Origin of the sequence: Frankia sp. Hr75.2, from assembly GCF_949319125.1 — a bacterium.
GTDB lineage: Bacteria > Actinomycetota > Actinomycetes > Frankiales > Frankiaceae > Parafrankia > Parafrankia soli.
Genome location: NZ_CASGGV010000326.1, coordinates 1 through 15976 on the forward strand (window position 1 = coordinate 1; position 15976 = coordinate 15976).

Annotated in this window: 15 protein-coding genes; 4 read left to right on the top strand and 11 right to left on the bottom strand. The window is 69.0% G+C overall.

All coding sequences use genetic code 11. The features are described from left to right. Window positions 1–214: 214 nt before the first annotated feature. From AC559T_RS30455 to AC559T_RS30485, 7 genes are all read right to left on the bottom strand, one after another. Complete coding sequence (locus tag AC559T_RS30455; protein WP_235013860.1) at window positions 215–1003, bottom strand: IclR family transcriptional regulator; 789 nt, start codon at window positions 1001–1003, stop codon at window positions 215–217. A 36-nt stretch (window positions 1004–1039) separates the two neighbouring features. Then, complete coding sequence (locus tag AC559T_RS30460) at window positions 1040–1870, bottom strand: enoyl-CoA hydratase/isomerase family protein (RefSeq protein ID WP_235013859.1); 831 nt, start codon at window positions 1868–1870, stop codon at window positions 1040–1042. Between the two features lie 109 nt (window positions 1871–1979). Further along, the gene (locus AC559T_RS30465) at window positions 1980–3146 is read right to left on the bottom strand and encodes an iron-containing alcohol dehydrogenase family protein (protein WP_498870893.1); all 1167 of its coding nucleotides are present in this window, start codon (window positions 3144–3146) and stop codon (window positions 1980–1982) included. A gap of 123 nt (window positions 3147–3269) precedes the next feature. After that, window positions 3270–4346, bottom strand: a complete 1077-nt coding sequence (locus tag AC559T_RS30470; RefSeq protein WP_498870894.1) for an AbrB family transcriptional regulator — start codon at window positions 4344–4346, stop codon at window positions 3270–3272. Between the two features lie 800 nt (window positions 4347–5146). Beyond that, the gene (locus AC559T_RS30475; protein WP_498870895.1) at window positions 5147–5983 is read right to left on the bottom strand and encodes an oxidoreductase; all 837 of its coding nucleotides are present in this window, start codon (window positions 5981–5983) and stop codon (window positions 5147–5149) included. A 39-nt stretch (window positions 5984–6022) separates the two neighbouring features. Then, on the bottom strand, window positions 6023–7021 hold the full coding sequence (locus tag AC559T_RS30480) for an aldo/keto reductase (RefSeq protein WP_498870896.1): 999 nt from the start codon (window positions 7019–7021) through the stop codon (window positions 6023–6025). A gap of 122 nt (window positions 7022–7143) precedes the next feature. Beyond that, window positions 7144–8076 carry a helix-turn-helix transcriptional regulator gene (locus tag AC559T_RS30485; RefSeq protein ID WP_498870897.1) on the bottom strand — a complete coding sequence of 311 codons (933 nt, stop codon included), beginning with the start codon at window positions 8074–8076 and terminating at the stop codon, window positions 7144–7146. A 293-nt stretch (window positions 8077–8369) separates the two neighbouring features. Between AC559T_RS30485 and AC559T_RS30490 the strand changes: the two genes are divergently transcribed. Next, window positions 8370–9071, top strand: a complete 702-nt coding sequence (locus AC559T_RS30490) for a flavodoxin (protein WP_498870898.1) — start codon at window positions 8370–8372, stop codon at window positions 9069–9071. 44 nt (window positions 9072–9115) lie between these two features. Here the strand turns inward: AC559T_RS30490 and AC559T_RS30495 are convergent, their stop codons facing one another. Further along, entirely contained in the window at window positions 9116–10003 is an 888-nt protein-coding gene (locus tag AC559T_RS30495) for an aldo/keto reductase (RefSeq protein ID WP_498870899.1), read from the bottom strand. A gap of 344 nt (window positions 10004–10347) precedes the next feature. After that, entirely contained in the window at window positions 10348–11049 is a 702-nt protein-coding gene (locus AC559T_RS30500; RefSeq protein ID WP_498870900.1) for an SDR family oxidoreductase, read from the bottom strand. Window positions 11050–11150: 101 nt separating this feature from the next. Here AC559T_RS30500 and AC559T_RS30505 point away from each other — a divergent pair, with 101 nt between their 5' ends. From AC559T_RS30505 to AC559T_RS30515, 3 genes are all read left to right on the top strand, one after another. Further along, a complete protein-coding gene (locus AC559T_RS30505; RefSeq protein WP_498870901.1) occupies window positions 11151–12086 on the top strand; it encodes an AraC family transcriptional regulator in 936 nt (311 codons plus the stop codon). 182 nt (window positions 12087–12268) lie between these two features. Beyond that, window positions 12269–12610, top strand: a complete 342-nt coding sequence (locus AC559T_RS30510; protein WP_020462046.1) for a histone-like nucleoid-structuring protein Lsr2 — start codon at window positions 12269–12271, stop codon at window positions 12608–12610. A 218-nt stretch (window positions 12611–12828) separates the two neighbouring features. Then, entirely contained in the window at window positions 12829–13608 is a 780-nt protein-coding gene (locus AC559T_RS30515; protein ID WP_498870902.1) for an SDR family NAD(P)-dependent oxidoreductase, read from the top strand. 60 nt (window positions 13609–13668) lie between these two features. On the opposite strand, the gene AC559T_RS30520 is transcribed toward AC559T_RS30515, so the two are convergent. Beyond that, window positions 13669–14763 carry an acyl-CoA dehydrogenase family protein gene (locus AC559T_RS30520; RefSeq protein WP_498870903.1) on the bottom strand — a complete coding sequence of 365 codons (1095 nt, stop codon included), beginning with the start codon at window positions 14761–14763 and terminating at the stop codon, window positions 13669–13671. Continuing rightward, window positions 14760–15947: an acyl-CoA dehydrogenase family protein gene (locus AC559T_RS30525; protein ID WP_498870904.1), complete on the bottom strand. Its 1188-nt coding sequence runs from the start codon at window positions 15945–15947 to the stop codon at window positions 14760–14762. The genes AC559T_RS30520 and AC559T_RS30525 overlap by 4 nt, the downstream gene beginning before the upstream one ends. Window positions 15948–15976: the final 29 nt, after the last annotated feature.

Sequence of the window (15976 nt, forward strand, 5' to 3'; positions counted from 1 at the left end):
ACAGGAAGCCCCTGCGCCTTACCCAACATCTTCACGTTCGAAGCCGGAACAGCCAGACACGACCGGCGAGCACGAGCGGACCGAGCATGAACAGACACAAATACTCCCGATTCGACTGTAAACCAGTGACGGTAACGATCCCGGTGGTTCACAGCGCACGATCTCTGCGATCCCCCCGACCGTCACCGGCAACCGGTCGTCTGTGATCAGAAATTCACCGCCCGGTCGCTCGACCCTGCTTCTTGGCGCTTCCGGGCACTCGCCGCCGCCACGAGTCGACGTGCCCGAGAAGCAGGTCTGCCAGTTGTTCTTCCCGGGGCAGCATTTCTGTACTGGGTCCCACCAGGGTGACCTCGGCGACCGGCTCGCCCGACTGGCCCGACACGACGGTGGCGATGGCGAAGCGCGTACCGCCATGCAACGTGTTCCGGGCTATCCGCGTTCTCCTGATGTCCTCGTACTCCGCGAGGAACTGATCCACGAGCGCGGATTCGTCCGGATTCCGTCGGCGCAGGTACGCGTCCCGCTGGGCGGCGGGAAGCGCGGCGAGAATCGCCTTGCCACCGGCCGTCCCCAGCATGGTACGGCGGATGTTGTTCCGCGCCGCGAAACCCGCCAGCCTGTCCGCACCGAACTCGGACACATAGATCAGGTGGTCTCCGGCCTGGACGCCCAGGAAGACCGTGACACCCGCCGCCTCATAAAGCGCGGCCACGTCGCCGTCGGTCACCATTCCGGCACGGAAGCTGCCGCTGGCGAGCGTCAGACCGTACAGCGCGGGGCCCAGGTAGAAACGGTGGTTGTCCTCATAGACCCACCCTGCGGCGAGAAGCCCTCGAACGAAGCCGTGCACAGAGCTTTTCGGAGCGTCCAGCGCCCGCACCAGCTCTACAAACGTCATTCCCGGGTTGTAAACGACTTCTTCCAGGATGCGAGTAACCCGGTCGATCGTCCGGTGGTTCTGCGGAGCACCGTCGAGCTTCGGGGACGGATGATCGGTCATGGCCATATTTAACCCCGACCTCGGTGCAACACCCGCTCAGGCTCCGGTGAAGGACGGTGCCCGCTTGCCGATTGAAGCCTGGACTCCCTCCCGGAAGTCGTCGGTCCCGAGCAGGACCGCCTGCGCGGCAGCCTCCTGGTCGAGAGCCGCCGACACCCGCGCCACGAGCTCACGCCGCAGGGTCGACCTGATCGACAGCAGGGACAGCGGCGCCGACAGGGCGACGTCATGGGCCCAGGCCAGCGCCTCCTCCCGCGGGTCGGCCGCCGTGACCCGGTCGCACAACCCCATCGCGAGCGCCTCAGCACCGTTGACCGAGCGACCTGTGTACAGCAGATCGCGCGCCTTCTGTGACCCGACAGCCGCCGGCAGGGTGACCGAGAGACCGAAGCCCTGGTGGAAGCCCAGCCGGGCGAAGTTCGCGCTGAACCGCGCGTTTTCGGCGGCAACCCGGAAGTCGGCGGCCAGGGCCAGCCCGAGGCCACCACCGATCGCGGCGCCCTGTACGGCGGCGATAACGGGCTTGCGCGCGGTGAAGATGGTGAACGCCTCGCGGTAGACCCGACGCAGTCCGTCCGCGTCGACGTCGCGCAGATCAGCGCCCGCGCAGAAGTGCCGCCCCTCCGCGCACAGCACCACACAGCGCGCCTCGGGCATGGCGTCGACGCGCAGCAGGGTCTGAGCCAGCTCGCGGAGGCTGGCCTCGTCGAAGAAGTTGTTCGGCGGTCGGTGCATCTCCACCACCGCCACGCTTCCCTGAAGATCGACAGTGACCAGGCCCAGTGACATCCCGCGTACCTCCTCTGGTTCGGCGCCGCCCGGGACGACGACCGTCGCGTCCCGTGAGGTGCGGCCGGCCGCCGCCATCGCCTCACATCCTCACGTCGCCGCATTAACGAACATTCGTTCGTAAGTACGAAACAAGCTTACCTGGTCCCAAGCGTCAGCAGAAGTCCCGGACCTCCCCGGGAGGCCCTCACCAGACGCGGTCGAGAAGCGCCTCGAGATCCTCCCGGGTCGCCGGGCGCGGGACACGGGTGACGGCCCAGTCGTCCATGGCGTGCTCGATGATCTCCGGGAGGGCCGCGCGATCAACCCCGACGTCGCGCAGGCGGCGTGGCACACCGACGGCCGCGAGCAGGTGCTCGACGGCGTCGATCGCCTCGGCCGCACCATCGTCAGGCCGGTGTCCGCCACTGAGGACCTCCGCGACCTGGACGAGGCGCCGCTTCGTCACCTGGGCGTTGAAACGCATCGTGGGCGGCAGGAGCATCGCCTCGACCGTCCCGTTCGCCACCGTGGAGCGCGGACCGACCGCGTGCGAGAGCGCCTGGGCCAGGCCGGCGCCCGTGTGGTCGCTGCCCTGGCCCGCGAGGAGCGCGGCGAGCATGAGGCGCAGGCGCGGCTCCCCGTCCGAGGCGACGTCGAGGCGCGGCAGCCACTCCCTCGACAGGCGGAGCGCATACGCCAGCAGCGCGTCGGCGAGCGGATCGTCCGTGTCCGACTGCAGTCCGTCAACGGCCATGGCGAAGGCGTTCAGGGCAGATGACCGCACCAGCGACACCGGCGCGGTGCCGGCGATCACGGGATCCATGAACACGCCCGCGGCGCGGGTCTTGGGGTCGAACAGGGCCAGCCGCTCCCCGGTCTCCGGGTCCCGCACCGCGCTTCCCGCCTTGGCGTAGGCCGTGGTCGGAGTACTCGGAATGATCCACTGGGGGATCTTCGGTGTGTCGAGCTTCGGGCTGACCAGCCGGCCGTCGACGCGGCGGGTGCAGACATCGCGAACGTCGGCCTTCTCCGCCAGCAGGATGCTGGCTGCGCGGCCGGTCACGATGGCGGACCCGCCGCCCAGCGCCACCACGGCATCGGCCCCGGTCGCCTCCAGGACCTCGCGCGCGTGCTCGACCGCGGGAAGCGGGCTGTGCTCGCGGACTCCGTCGAACCATCCGGCGAGCCGGTCGCCAAGCGCCGACTCGACCCTTGCCACCGCCTCGGTGTGACGGCGCATCGAGGCCCCGCAGAACACGACCGCCCGCCGGATCCCCGCGCGGTCGAACTCACGAGGCAGCGCGGCGAGCGCGCCCTCGCCTGCGAAGACGCGGACGGACGGTGTCACGTGTCTTACGGACGGAAAGCTCATGGCGTCCTCCTGGGGCCGCGGCGACAACCCTGACAAGGCCTCTCACTCCAGCCTAGCGCAGAGTTCGCATATATGAATATCTGTACGCACATAGGATCACCGGCGATGGGTGGACCGGGATGGTCAGGCACCCGTCAGCCGGCTCCGGCGCCTGACCAGGGTGCCGATGAGCGACGCGCTCAGGATGGCGGCGAACACCCGTACGAGCTGCATCGTGATGACCAGTCCGACCTCCGCGCCGGACTGGACCGCGACAGCCATCACCGCCGGGAGACCGCCCGGGGTCATCGCCAGGTATCCAGCGAGGTCCGAAATTCCGACCGCCCGGGCGAACACGATTCCGATCACGGCGCAGCCCCCGACGCTCAGAACCAACTGCACCAGCACCAACGGGAACAGCCGTATCAACAGGCGGATCGTGGCGGCAGTAAAAGAAAACCCAACGGCAAGCCCGGTGATGGTGTAACCGAGATCGAGCAGCGGCTCCGGGACGGCAAGCGGGACGGAGACCACCAGCGCAACCGCCATCGAGAGCAGCATCGGGACGACCAACCGCGAGCCGCTGAAGGAAAGGACCTGCGCGAGGAGCAGGCCGACTCCCATGCACAGTGCCGCGAACACGAGGCTCTGCCACAGGACGGGTTCGACGGCAGCGGGCCCGCGATCGGCCGGAGCGAGACTCCCGGAGCGGTCGAGGATCGGCGCAACCAGCGACAGCGAAACCACGACAACCACCACGCGCGCGTACTGGATGGCCGAGACGATCGCGTCGTCGGCATCCAGCTCCTTGGCCATGGCCGACACGCCGGAGGCAGCGCCCGCCATCGAGGAGAAGACCGCCGTGGCCAGGTTAACCTTCGGCGACAAAATGAGAACCAGGCCCGTCGCCATCGAAAAGACCAGTGTGACGGCGACCCCCCCGAGTACCTCAACGGGCTGGCTGGCTATCCGCCGGATCACATCGGAGTCGATCAGCGCGCCCGCGCTGACCCCGATCAGCGCCATGCCGAAATGCCGCGCCGGCTCAGGAAACCGCCATGGCGCTCTGAACGCGAGCGAGAACGCGGCACCGCCGATCAGGCCGCCGAGAAGATACGGCGACGGCGAGTGGACCAGATGCATCAGTATCGTTGCGGCGACGAGGATGATTGCGCCACATAAACCTCGTCTACTCTCTGCAACCAGAGCATCTCTCTGCACTACATCACGCTGCCGATGGCGACGGATGACGCCTGCGCCGACGTGCGATTACCCACAGATAAGCGGAAGCAGAAATCAGATCCACCGGCGGACGCAGAGTCAGGTGCCGGGCTTCTCGTCCACGGTTCGACAGTCACAACAATGACCATGACGTCCTCTTCTCCTCGTAAGCCGCACTGGATGCGGCCCGGGCCCGTGAAGGATCTGTGTCAACAGTTCCGGCCACAGTGGGGCACCGCGGGCTTCACCCCGCACCTGGACGCCCGACGGCCATGACCCGGTCGACTGACTCCTTCCGCACTCCGTGGATCCCGTATCAGGCGTTGAAGAACATCAGCAGGGAACGAAGCAGCGCCAGATGCAGCGGTTACCGGCTCACCCTCGGCGCCCGCCCAGAGGATCAGAAGCGGCACAGCAGCTGTGATCGGGTTCTCGCGCCCGGCCGCGGCCCGGACACGAGAACCCAGGAGTCAAATCCGTGGCCTGACGGTCTACGCGGACTCGGCAGGCCGACCTCGGTCCATCAGCCACCGATTGTTCTCATACGCAATGTTCTTATATGCGAACACTTGGACGTATGTAAGTACCATAGCGAGGGACCCTGCCGTGGTCAACGCATCAGGGCAGGTGATCTGCCAGCTCGCCCGGGGGCAATCGGTCGATGTCGGTTGACTCGACCAGACGCCACTGACCCGACCGGTAGCCCCGGTCGGGTCAGTGGCGTCTGCGTGCTGATGACGATGGCGGAGCCCTCGTGACCTGGACGGATATCCGTCGGTCCGGATGGACGGCGGTACGGCCTAGGCGTCGACGGCGGTGGCGAGGCTGGTCTTCTCCCACTCCGTCAGCTCAGCGAGCTGGCCCTCCAGCGTGTCACGGAAGAGCCGCACGGCGTCCTGGCCGAGCACGAGCAGCGCGGGGGGCGACGCCGACTCGACGGCGGCGATGATCGCCTCGGCGGCCTTCGCCGGATCGCCCGGCTCGGTGCCGTGCGTCATGTCGTGCTCCTTGCGGCGACGCCCGGCCGTGTCAGCGTAGTCGGCGATCGGCGTCGCGGCCTGCTGGAGAGAGCGGCCCGCGAAGTCGGTCCGGAAGGCACCGGGCTCGACGACGATCGCGTGGATGCCGAGCGGCCCGAGCTCTCTGCGCAGCGAGCCTGTCAGGCCCTCGAGCGCCGCCTTGGTCGCCGAGTAGTAGCCCGATCCCGGCGGGCAGATGCGCGCGCCGATCGACGAGATGTTGACGATCGCGCCACGCCGTCGCGCGCGCATGCCCGGGAGCACACCTTTGACCATCGACACCGCACCGAAGAAATTGGTGGCGAACAGCCGGCGGACGTCGTCCTCGTCGCCCTCCTCGACCGCCGCCCGATACCCGTAGCCGGCGTTGTTGACGAGCACGTCGACACCACCGAACCGCTGTTCGGCCTGCTGGACGGCGCGCGTGACCTGCGCACCATCGGTGACGTCGAGCGCGAGCGCGAGCGCGCGGCCGGGATACGCCTCGGCGAGGTCGGCCACGTGGGCGACGTCCCGGGCTGTGGCGGCCACGTTGTGGCCATGATCGAGCAGGGCCTGCGCGAGCGCGCGGCCCAGGCCCGTGGAACAGCCGGTGATCAACCAGGTCTGCATCGGCATCAGCTCCTTGTGCGTCGAGGACGGAATCCGGTCACAGGCTCAGTACCCCGACTCGGAGCCGTAGTAGGTCGGCCTGCGCGGCGTGTAGTTCTCCTCCAGAGCGGTGACCTCGTCCTCACCGAGATCGATGTCGAGCGCGGCCACGGCGTCGGCGAGATGGTGCGACCTGGTCGCTCCGACGATCGGGGCGGTCACGACAGGGTTGCGCAGCACCCACGCCATCGCCACCTGCGCCATCGAGGTCCCCCGTGCCTCGGCGATGCGCTGGACCGCGTCGACCGTCCCGCGGTCGCTGTCGAGGAACAGCGGGGTGCCGGACGCGTCGGCCGTCGGGTTCAGCGATCCGCGGGTCGTGCTCGCGTCACCCCACGGCCGGGTCACCAGGCCGGCGGCGAGCGGCGACCATGGCAGGCTGCCGACGCCCTGGTCCGACAACAGCGGGAACATCTCGCGCTCTTCCTCGCGGGCGACGAGGTTGTACTGGTCCTGCATGGAGATGAACTTCGTCCAGCCGTGCAGCTGTGCGGTGTACTGCAGCTTGGAGAACTGCCAGGCCCACATCGAGGAAGCGCCCAGGTAGCGCACCTTGCCCGATTTCACGGCGTCGTGGAGGGCCTCCATCGTCTCCTCGACGGGGGTGTGCGGGTCGAATCGGTGAATCTGGTAAAGGTCGATCCAGTCGGTGTCGAGCCGTCGCAGCGACGCGTCGAGCTGCTCGAAGACGGCGCGGCGCGAAAGGCCCCGGCCGCCGGGTCCGGGGCCCATCGGCGCGAACAGCTTCGTCGCGATCACGACCTGGTCGCGGCTCGTGTACCGCTTCACGGCTTCACCGGTGATCTCCTCGGACGTCCCCCGACTGTAGGTGTTGGCGGTGTCCCACAGCGTGATACCGAGGTCGACGGCCTGCTGAAAGATCGGCTTGGCGGCGTCGGCGTCCAGCGCCCAGTCGCGGCCCGTGCCGGGCCTGCCGAAACTCATGCAGCCGAGCGCGATACGGCTGACCTTCAGCCCGGAGGTTCCGAGGTTGGCGTATTCCATGGTGGGTCCTTCGACAGGATTGACGACAAGGCCAGGTCGCCGGAGGAGCGATGTCGACTTCACGCGGGCGGCGGGGAGGGTGACATGTTCTCCGGCCGTGCTGTTACGCCAGTCCGTCGCCGTCAGTGCGACGGCTCGGCCGGGTCTTTCGACTTCGACGTCGGCGGGATCGTCGTTCCCGCCGGGGGGCCGCCTGGCCGGGATTGACGCTGGTCGCCGGTCCAGCTGGCCAGGAAGTCGAGTTGCTGTTGGGCCGCGGCGTGGCTGGCGGTGTAGGTGATGAGGGTGAGCGCGTCCGCGGGTAGTTCCATGGCGTCGCCGGTCAGTTCGATGTCGCCGATGACCGGGTGACGTAGTCGTTTCACGGCTGTGCGGTGGAGGCGGACGTTGTGGCGGGCCCAGCGGATGCGGAACTCGTCGTTGCGGGTCGCCAGTTCCCCGATGAGGTCGGAGAGCTGACGGTCGAGCGGGCTGCGGCCGGCTTCACCGCGCAGGCCCGCGGCGGCGGCGTCGGCGACGGTGGGCCAGTCGATGAAGAAGTCGGTGGCCCGGGGGTCGAGGAACAGGAACCGCGCGAAGTTCACCGGGAGGGTCCGCGGAGTGAGGATGTCGACGTAAAGGGCAAAGCAGAGGTCGTTGGCGGCGAGGATGTCCATGCGCGCGTTGCGTACGTAGGCCGGCGCGCCGGTGATGGCGTCCAGGACGCGGCGGATGCTGGGCCGCACCCGGGCATGCTGGCTTCCCCGTGCCGGTCGTGCCGGTCGTGCGGGGCCTGTGGCGGTCCTGGCGAGGTCGAACAGGTAGGCGCGCTCGGCCTCGTCGAGGTGTAGCGCCCGAGCCAGGGAGTCCAGCACGGTTTCGGACACGCCGGCGAGGTTTCCGCGCTCAAGGCGGGTGTAGTACTCCACGCTCACGCCGGCGAGGTGGGCGACCTCACCGCGACGGAGGCCGGGAACCCGACGGGTGTCACCGAAAGTGGCCAGTCCGGCCTGTTCGGGGCTGATCCGGGCGCGCCGGCCGACGAGGAAGTCGCGAACCTCGGCGCGGTTGTCCATGGGCCCGACGGTACGGCGACGCCCACCGGTGGTGGGAGGTACTGCCGGGACCCCTCACGACCGGGACTCCCAGCCGCGTCCGGCGGGCGGTTTCGATCGGCTGACCCGGGCAGTTCTGTGTCGGACGCCGCCTGGGCGCTGACCCGCGGCATCGTCCATCCGCAACGTTAGGGAGCCTCATGGAGCACGAGGAGGGCCGCGGCGCCGAGCCTGGGCCTGGGCCTGTCGAACACGGGTGGGGCTCAGTACACGAAACGGCATGGCTCGCGCAGCCTCGCGCCGAGCACCGGCCGATGAGGACGGACATTGGTAGCCAGAGGCCGGCCGTGCTCGGGCGCCGGTCGCTCCTGCGTGGCGCGCTCGGCGCAGGAGCGACGGTGCTGGCCGGTGTCCCCGTCAGCGGATGTTCCGCGCCCTCGCCAGGTCGGCCAGCGTCCTCACCCTCGGCACGGCCCGCGACGCCGGCCCCGGCGGAGCAGTCCGTTCTGCTGGCCTACTTCTCCCGGGCGGGCGAGAACTATTACTACGGCGGGCGTAATCACCTTGACGTCGGAAACACCGAGGCGCTGGCTGGCATGATCAGCACGCGGGTCCGGTGCGACGTTCACCGCATCGAGCCGGCCGACCCATACCCGGACGACTACGAGCAGACTGTCGGGCGAAATGTCCGTGAACAGAACGCCGACGCACGCCCGGCCATCGCCAACCCCCTGCGCTCGATCGAGCGGTACGACACGATTCTGCTGGGAAGCCCGATCTGGAATGTCAGAGCACCGATGATCATGTCGACGTTCACGGGGAGCCTGGACTTCAGCGGCAAGACCGTGCTTCCGGTCACGACCTATGCCATGAGTGGACTGGGAACCACAGAACGCGACTACACCGCCTCATGTCCCGGCGCAACCATCGGGGCGGGCCTCGCGGTACGCGGCGAAGAAGTCGCGCAAGCCGGCGCCGACGTCGACGCATGGCTGCGACGCGTCAACCTCCTGTGATTTTCGATCCGAGTTCTGGGGCCTCACAGGATGAAGTGGGGTAATCAGGCTTCGGGGATCACTTTACTGAAGGTCGCAAGAGTGATGTCGCTGGGCTCCGGGCCGCCGCGCCGGCCGGTGTCAAGGCCGTCGATCGCGGCGAGCTGCTTGTCGGTCAGCTCGAAGTCGAACACGTCGAGGTTCTCCGCGATCCGCTCCGGTCGCGTCGACTTCGGGATCGCCGACCGGCCCTGCTGCAGGTGCCAGCGCAGCATCACCTGCGCCGGCGTCCTGCCATGCGCCCGTGCGATCTCACCGATCACCGGGTCCTGCAGGGTGCTGCCATGGCTACCGGGACGATAGAACGTGATTCCACCGATCGGTGACCATGCCTGGGTGAGGATGCCGTGCTTGGTGCCGATCGCCTGCACCTCACGCTGGGTGAAGTAGGGGTGCACCTCGATCTGGTTCACCGCGGGGACGACACTCACCCGCTCCAGCAGGGCGGTGAGATGCTCGACCATGAAGTTGCTGACCCCGATCGCGCGGACCTTCCCGTCGGCGAGCAGCGTCTCCAGGGCGCAGTAGGCCTCCAGGGTCCTGTCGAACTCCGACGGCAGCGCCTGATGCAGGATGAGCAGGTCGATCTGGTCGACGCCGAGCTTGCGCGCGCTCTTCTCGAAGCCGTGCAGGGTCTGGTCGTAGCCGTAGTCGCTGATCCAGATCTTGGTCTCCAGAAAGACGTCGGTCCGGTCGACGCCGGACTTGAGGACGGCCTCGCCGACCTGCCGCTCGTTGCCGTAGGCCGCCGCGGTGTCGATGTGCCGGTAACCGGCCGACAGTGCCGCCTCAACAGCCGACCGGGTCTCCTCCGGCGGGGTCTGGAAGACACCGAGACCGAGCGCGGGCATCTCGACCCCGTTGTTCAGCGTTATGTGCGTCCTGGTGGACATGGGGCGTTCCTCTTCCCGTCGACAATCGGAGACGATGATCTGAGCGTCCTCAGCGGTGCAGGACCCGACGGTAACGGAAGGCTCGGCGTTTCGGGCCCCACCTCACCACACGCAGTTCCTTGGAGACTCACACCCTCCCCCAGATCATCTGAGTTAAATCACGATCAACCGGCCGCGGGGAGTCCCTGTCGTTACCCCTTTCAGCAGGGACTCCTCGTGCGATCGTGACCCGGGTTTCCTGAGGCGATGACCGCGTCGCCGGAGAGATGCCGAATCGGCCGGCAAGGAGCCGATGGCCGCGAGTCTCGTCCCGGGGAAACGGAAGGTTCCGCGCGTGCGGGCCGTCATCCGGTCTGGGCGTACAGGACACCCGGGTCGGTGCTGAGCGCCGCCTTGGCCTCAGCACTGTCCTGGTCGGCGAGGATCTCGAACCGCCCGGCCTCCAGGCCGTCCAACGCCGCACGTACGACATCGGCCGGATCGTTCTTCGGGATGTCCCAGCCGGCCATCATGTCGGTGTCGGTGCTGCTCAGGACCAGACCCGTGACGAGGGTGCCCTGCTCGCGCAGCTCCAGGCGGATTCCGTTGGTCAGGCTCCACTCGGCGGCCTTGGCCGCGCTGTAGGCGTTGGCCCCGAGATAGGACAGCCAGGACAGCCTGGAAAGGACGTTGAGGACCGCGCCGCCGCCGTTGCCGGCGAGCACCGGGGCGAACGCGCGCACCATCGCGAGGGTTCCGTAGAAGTGGGTGTCCATCTCAAGACGGATCTTCGTCAGATCGCCGGTGACGAGATTCTGCGCGGTGGACACGCCGGCGTTGTTGACCAGCAGCGTGACGTCGGATGCCGCGACGGCGGCCGCGGCGACCGAGTCCGGGTCGGTGATGTCGAGCGGCAGCGTCTCGACACCGGGGAGGTCGGCCGACCGGGGGCTGCGCGCCGTGGCGTAGATCTTCGACGCCCCCCGGTCGTGGAGCTGTTCGACGAAGTGGCGGCCGATGCCGCGGTTCGCGCCGGTGACGAGGGCGATGCTTCCGGAGAGGTCCATGGATGAACCGTAGGGCGCGGCCATGAGCGTGTGGATGCCTGAGGTTCTCATTCTGATATCCGTCTGCCTCACCACACGCGGCTTCCCGGTACGCTGCGTCCGTGGATGTCCTCGCCGACGTGCTGGCGGTCTCGGGGGTTCGCGGCACCCTCGGGGCGAGGATCGAGGCCGGGGAGAACTGGGGCTGGTGGGCGGCGGCCTCGCGCGGCGCCGCCTTCCACGCGGTCACCGCGGGAACAGCCTGGCTGGCGGGCCCGGGCCAGTCCGCCCGCCAGCTCATGCCCGGTGACGTCGTTCTCCTGCCGAGCGGCACCGAACACGTCCTGGCGAGCGGCACCGACACCCTGGCTCGAACCGGTGCGCACGCCTTCGACAGCTGGGAGTGGGCCGACTCCGGCGCGGTGAGGATCGGCTCCGGCCCGGTCCGCACCCACATCCTGTGCGCGCACTACTCGCATGACCCCGCCGTCACGACCCAGGTCCTCACCCTGCTTCCCGACCTGGTCCACATCCGTGCGGACAACGCCGGGGGGTGCCTCGAGGACACCGTTCGGCTGCTCGGGCGTGAACTCGCCCATCCGCGGCTCGGGACAGCCGTCGTCCTGGACAGGCTCGTCGACATCCTCCTCATCCAGCTGCTGCGGGTGTGGCTTGCGACCGGCCAGGCCCGGCCCGCGGCATCCTGGCTGGGTGTCCTCGACGATCCGGTTGTCGGCGCCGCGGTCGCGAAGCTCCATGAGGAGCCCGCGCGTGCCTGGACCACCGAGGCCCTGGCCGGTGAGATCTCCGTGTCCCGTGCCACGCTGTCGCGGCGGTTCCCCGCGGTAGTCGGCGAGACGCCCGGGGCCTACCTCACCCGCTGGCGGATGGACCTCGCGGCCCGCCGGCTGCGGGACACCGACGACACGCTGGAAAGCATCGCCAGGTCGGTCGGGTACACCTCGGTCTACGCCTTCAACCGCGCCTTCACCCGCGCCCGCTCGCAGCCACCGGGCCGGTATCGCGTCAGCGCACGGGACTCCGCCCGCAGCTCCTGACCCGCCGGCCCATGAGCCACCCAAGAGTGCTCCACAAGCCCGATGTGATGCTCCCATCCGGAAGCCATCCGGTCATGATTAGCCGATTTCGGCGGATGCGACAGGCCCATCCGTGCGATTACGCGATACGGTATGCAATACATCGCGGATACACGGTCCGCACGTATGAACGAGGAATACTCATGGCGCAGAAGACCATCGTTTCGCTGATCGACGACCTCAGCGGAGAGACGGCCGAGGAGACCGTCCGGTTCGGGCTGGACGGCGCACACTACGAGATCGACCTGTCAGAGACGAACGCCACAAAACTGCGGGAGTCACTGGCCTCGTTCGTGACGGCGGCACGCCGGTCCGGTGGCCGCGCCGGCAGCGGACGGCGCGGCCCGCGCGCCGCCTCGCCGCGTTCCGCGGGAACCGACCGCACCGCCGACATCCGCGAGTGGGCGCGCAGCAACGGCTACACGGTGAGCGACCGGGGTCGTATCGCGTCGAACATCGTCGAGGCTTTCGACAAGGCTCACTGAGCACCAGTCCGGGGTGACCGTCGTGCCGTGCTACCTCCGATCGCGCGGTGAGGGCATCACCGAGGTGGTCCCGGGCGGGCCTGGCACGCGGTCCGCTCGGTCCGGGCCCGGCCGAGCCCGTCGTTCCCGAGCGTCCAGATGCCACCTGGAACCGGTCATGCGGCGCGGAACAGTACCGGGGCAGGTTCGACGCACGATCGGCGGGCGGACGCACTCTAGTGGATCTTCATCTGAACGGTAAGGTCGCGCTCGTCACCGGAGGCTCGCGCGGCATCGGGCACGCGATCGCCGCCCGCCTGTCGACCGAAGGCTGCCGGGTAGGGATCTGCGGACGCGATCCCGACACGCTCGCGGAAGCGACAGCGGGCCTTGGACGCGCCGAGTCCGACGTCGTCGGCGTCATCGCCGACGTGACCAGACCGGGCGAGGTCGAACGCTTCGTCGATGCCGCCACCGAGGCCCTCGGCGGCGTCGACCTGCTGGTCGCGAACGTCGGCGGCACCGTCGGAGGCGGCCTGCTCGACTCCACCCCCGAGGACTGGGCGCAGACGTTCGAGCTCAACACCGGACACGCCGTCCGGGCGATCCGCACCGCCGTGCCGCACATGCAGATGAACGGCGGCGGGGCAGTCGTCATCGTCTCGTCGATCTCCGCGTCGAAGCCGTCGCCACGGGCGCAGTACGGGACGGCCAAAGCCGCGGAGAACTACCTGGCGTCGGCCTTCGCCCGAGAACTGGGCCCGCTCAACATCCGCGTCAACGCCGTGAGCCCGGGGTCCGTCCTCTTCCCCGGCGGCGGGTGGGAGAGGTACTCCCGGCGCCACCCGAACGAGTTCGACGAGTTCGTCCAGCGGGACTTCCCCGCCCGGCGACTGGGCACCGTCGACGAGGTCGCGGACGTGGTGACCTTCCTGCTCTCAGAGCGGGCCAGCTGGGTGAACGGAGCCACCATCGCCGTGGACGGCGCTCAGGGTCGACCGAGCGCCAGCGGGTACTGAGCCAGCCCTACGTCTCGAAACACAGAACACCCGGCGAGCGGAACGCCCCGATCTCGATCATCACGTCTCCAGTCCGACGAGTCCCGCGAGCCGGACACGGTGGGCGCCCGGCGCGCCGAACGCGATCTGGTCGGCCTTGGCCCGCTTGAGGTACAGGTGCGCCGGGTACTCCCAGGTCATCCCAATGCCGCCGTGCAGTTGCACCACCTCCTCGGCGGCGGTGACCGCGAGGTCGCCGCAGTAGACCTGCGCCACCGCGGTCGCCACGGGAACGTCCGGATCGCCGGCCGCGAGCGCTGCGGCGGCATGGCGGGCAGCGGCGTTCATGGACTCGACGCCGGTGTAGAGGTCCGCGAGACGATGCTTGAGGGCCTGGAAGCCACCAAGCGCACGGCCGAACTGCCGGCGTTCCTTGAGGAAGGCCACCGTCGTGTCGAGGCACCAACAGGCCACGCCCAGCTGTTCGGAGGCGAGCAGGGCGGCCCCGGCCTCCAAAGCACGACGGATCGCGGGCTCGGCGTCCCGGACCACGAGCTCGCCGGCCACGCCGGCGAGGGTGACGTCCGCGAGCTGGCGTGTCATATCCAGCGAGACCACCGGCGTCACGCCAGCCGCGGTGGTGTCGACGGCGAATACGGCCAGGCCGTCGGTCGTCCGGGCCGGCACCAGCAGTACGTCGGCCTCCAGGGCCCCCGCCACGCTGGTGATGGTGCCGGTGAGCCGACCCCCGGCCTCGGCCCGGACCGACGGCAGTTCTCCGTCGGCGGGGCCGATCGAGAGTGGCACGACGAGGCAGGCGGTCCGCTTCCCCTCGGCCAGCAGGGGCAGGAGGTCCGTCTCCGCCTCCAGCAGGACGGCGGTCGCGACGACGGCGCTGGTGAGGAACGGCACCGGTGCCGCCGCGCGGCCGAGCTCCTCCAGCACTACGGCGGCCTCACGGGCCGACGCACCCGCACCGCCGCGGTGTTCGGGCACCAGCAGGCCGGCGAGGCCGAGGTCGACGGCCAGGGCCTTCCACAGCCCGCCCACGAGGGACCGGTCGCCGTCGTAGACCGCGATCACCGCGGCCGGGTCGCAGTGGTCGGCAAGCAGATCACGCACGGAGGAGCGCAGGTCGTCCTCGACGTCGGTGTAGAGCAGATCGAGCTCGCTCACCGGGGCAGCTCCTTCCAGGGGATGTCCTTGTCGACGCGCGGCTCGGCGGGCAGGCCGAGGATCCGTTCGGCGATGATGTTGCGCAGGATCTCCGAGGTGCCGCCCTCGATGGAGTTGCCCTTGGCGCGTAGGTAGCGGTAGCCGGCGTCGTGGCCGGTCATGTCGACCTTGTCAGGCCGGACCATGGTCCAGTCGGAGTAGCGCAGGCCGTCCTCACCGAGCAGCTCCAGTTCCAGCCCACTGAGCTGTTGGGTGAGCCGAGCGAAGGTGAGCTTCATCGCCGCGCCCTCCGGGCCGGGTTGACCGAGTGCGAGCTTCTGCCGCAGCCGCTGGCCGGTGAGCCGGGCGACCTCGGCCTCGACCCACAGCCCGAGCAGCCGGTGATGAAACCCGGGAGTACGGCGCTCCGGGTGGGCTCGCCAGGTGTCGGCCACCACCCCGATCATGCCGCCCTCGCGAGGTGCGGCTCTGCCGCCGATCGCCACCCGCTCGTTGTTCAACGTGGCGTTGACGACCTTCCAGCCCTCCCCCTCGGCACCGAGCCGCTGGCTGTCGGGAATCGACACGTCGGTGAGGAAGACCTCGTTGAACTCCGCTTCGCCGGTGATCTGGCGCAGCGGCCGGACGTCGACGCCGGGGTCGGTCATGTCGCACAGGAAGTAGGTCAGCCCACCGTGCTTCGGCACGTCGGGGTTCGTGCGGACGAGCAGGATCGCGAACCGGGCCTGGTGGGCGCCCGAGGTCCACACCTTCTGCCCGTTGACCAGCCAGGTGTCGCCGTCACGAACCGCGCGGGTGGCGACACCGGCAAGGTCGGAGCCGGCGCCGGGCTCGCTGAAAAGCTGGCACCAGATCTCCTCACCGGTCCACAGCGGCCGCAGGAAACGCCGCTTCTGCTCGTCGGTCCCGAACCTGAGGATCGTCGGCGCGGCCATGCCCAGGCCGATGCCATTGGCCTGCCGGTTGTTGTCAGGCGCCCCGGCTTCGTCGAGGAGACGGTCCACCTCGGCCTGCAGCGCCTGCGGCAGACCCAGCCCGCCCAGGCCCTCGGGGAAGGACACCCAGGCCAGCCCGGCGTCGAACCGCGCCCGGAGCCAGGTCACGCGCTCCGTGGTCGCCGTGTCGTGCTCGGCGAGGAACTGTTCCACGCGCTGGTGGAGTTCCTCGGGAAGATCACGGTTCATCAGGCCTCCGTACGGTGCCGGGCGGCCCG

Excerpts from the sequence above, each read along its gene's own strand:
- AC559T_RS30480 (WP_498870896.1), bottom strand. The coding sequence starts at position 7,021 with ATGGAATACGCCAACCTCGGAACCTCCGGGCTGAAGGTCAGCCGTATC.
- AC559T_RS30455 (WP_235013860.1), bottom strand. The coding sequence starts at position 1,003 with ATGACCGATCATCCGTCCCCGAAGCTCGACGGTGCTCCGCAGAACCAC.
- AC559T_RS30460 (WP_235013859.1), bottom strand. The coding sequence starts at position 1,870 with ATGGCGGCGGCCGGCCGCACCTCACGGGACGCGACGGTCGTCGTCCCG.
- AC559T_RS30500 (WP_498870900.1), bottom strand. The coding sequence starts at position 11,049 with ATGGACCTCTCCGGAAGCATCGCCCTCGTCACCGGCGCGAACCGCGGC.
- AC559T_RS30485 (WP_498870897.1), bottom strand. The coding sequence starts at position 8,076 with ATGGACAACCGCGCCGAGGTTCGCGACTTCCTCGTCGGCCGGCGCGCC.
- AC559T_RS30490 (WP_498870898.1), top strand. The coding sequence starts at position 8,370 with ATGAGGACGGACATTGGTAGCCAGAGGCCGGCCGTGCTCGGGCGCCGG.
- AC559T_RS30525 (WP_498870904.1), bottom strand. The coding sequence starts at position 15,947 with ATGAACCGTGATCTTCCCGAGGAACTCCACCAGCGCGTGGAACAGTTC.
- AC559T_RS30510 (WP_020462046.1), top strand. The coding sequence starts at position 12,269 with ATGGCGCAGAAGACCATCGTTTCGCTGATCGACGACCTCAGCGGAGAG.
- AC559T_RS30475 (WP_498870895.1), bottom strand. The coding sequence starts at position 5,983 with ATGCCGATGCAGACCTGGTTGATCACCGGCTGTTCCACGGGCCTGGGC.
- AC559T_RS30495 (WP_498870899.1), bottom strand. The coding sequence starts at position 10,003 with ATGTCCACCAGGACGCACATAACGCTGAACAACGGGGTCGAGATGCCC.
- AC559T_RS30465 (WP_498870893.1), bottom strand. The coding sequence starts at position 3,146 with ATGAGCTTTCCGTCCGTAAGACACGTGACACCGTCCGTCCGCGTCTTC.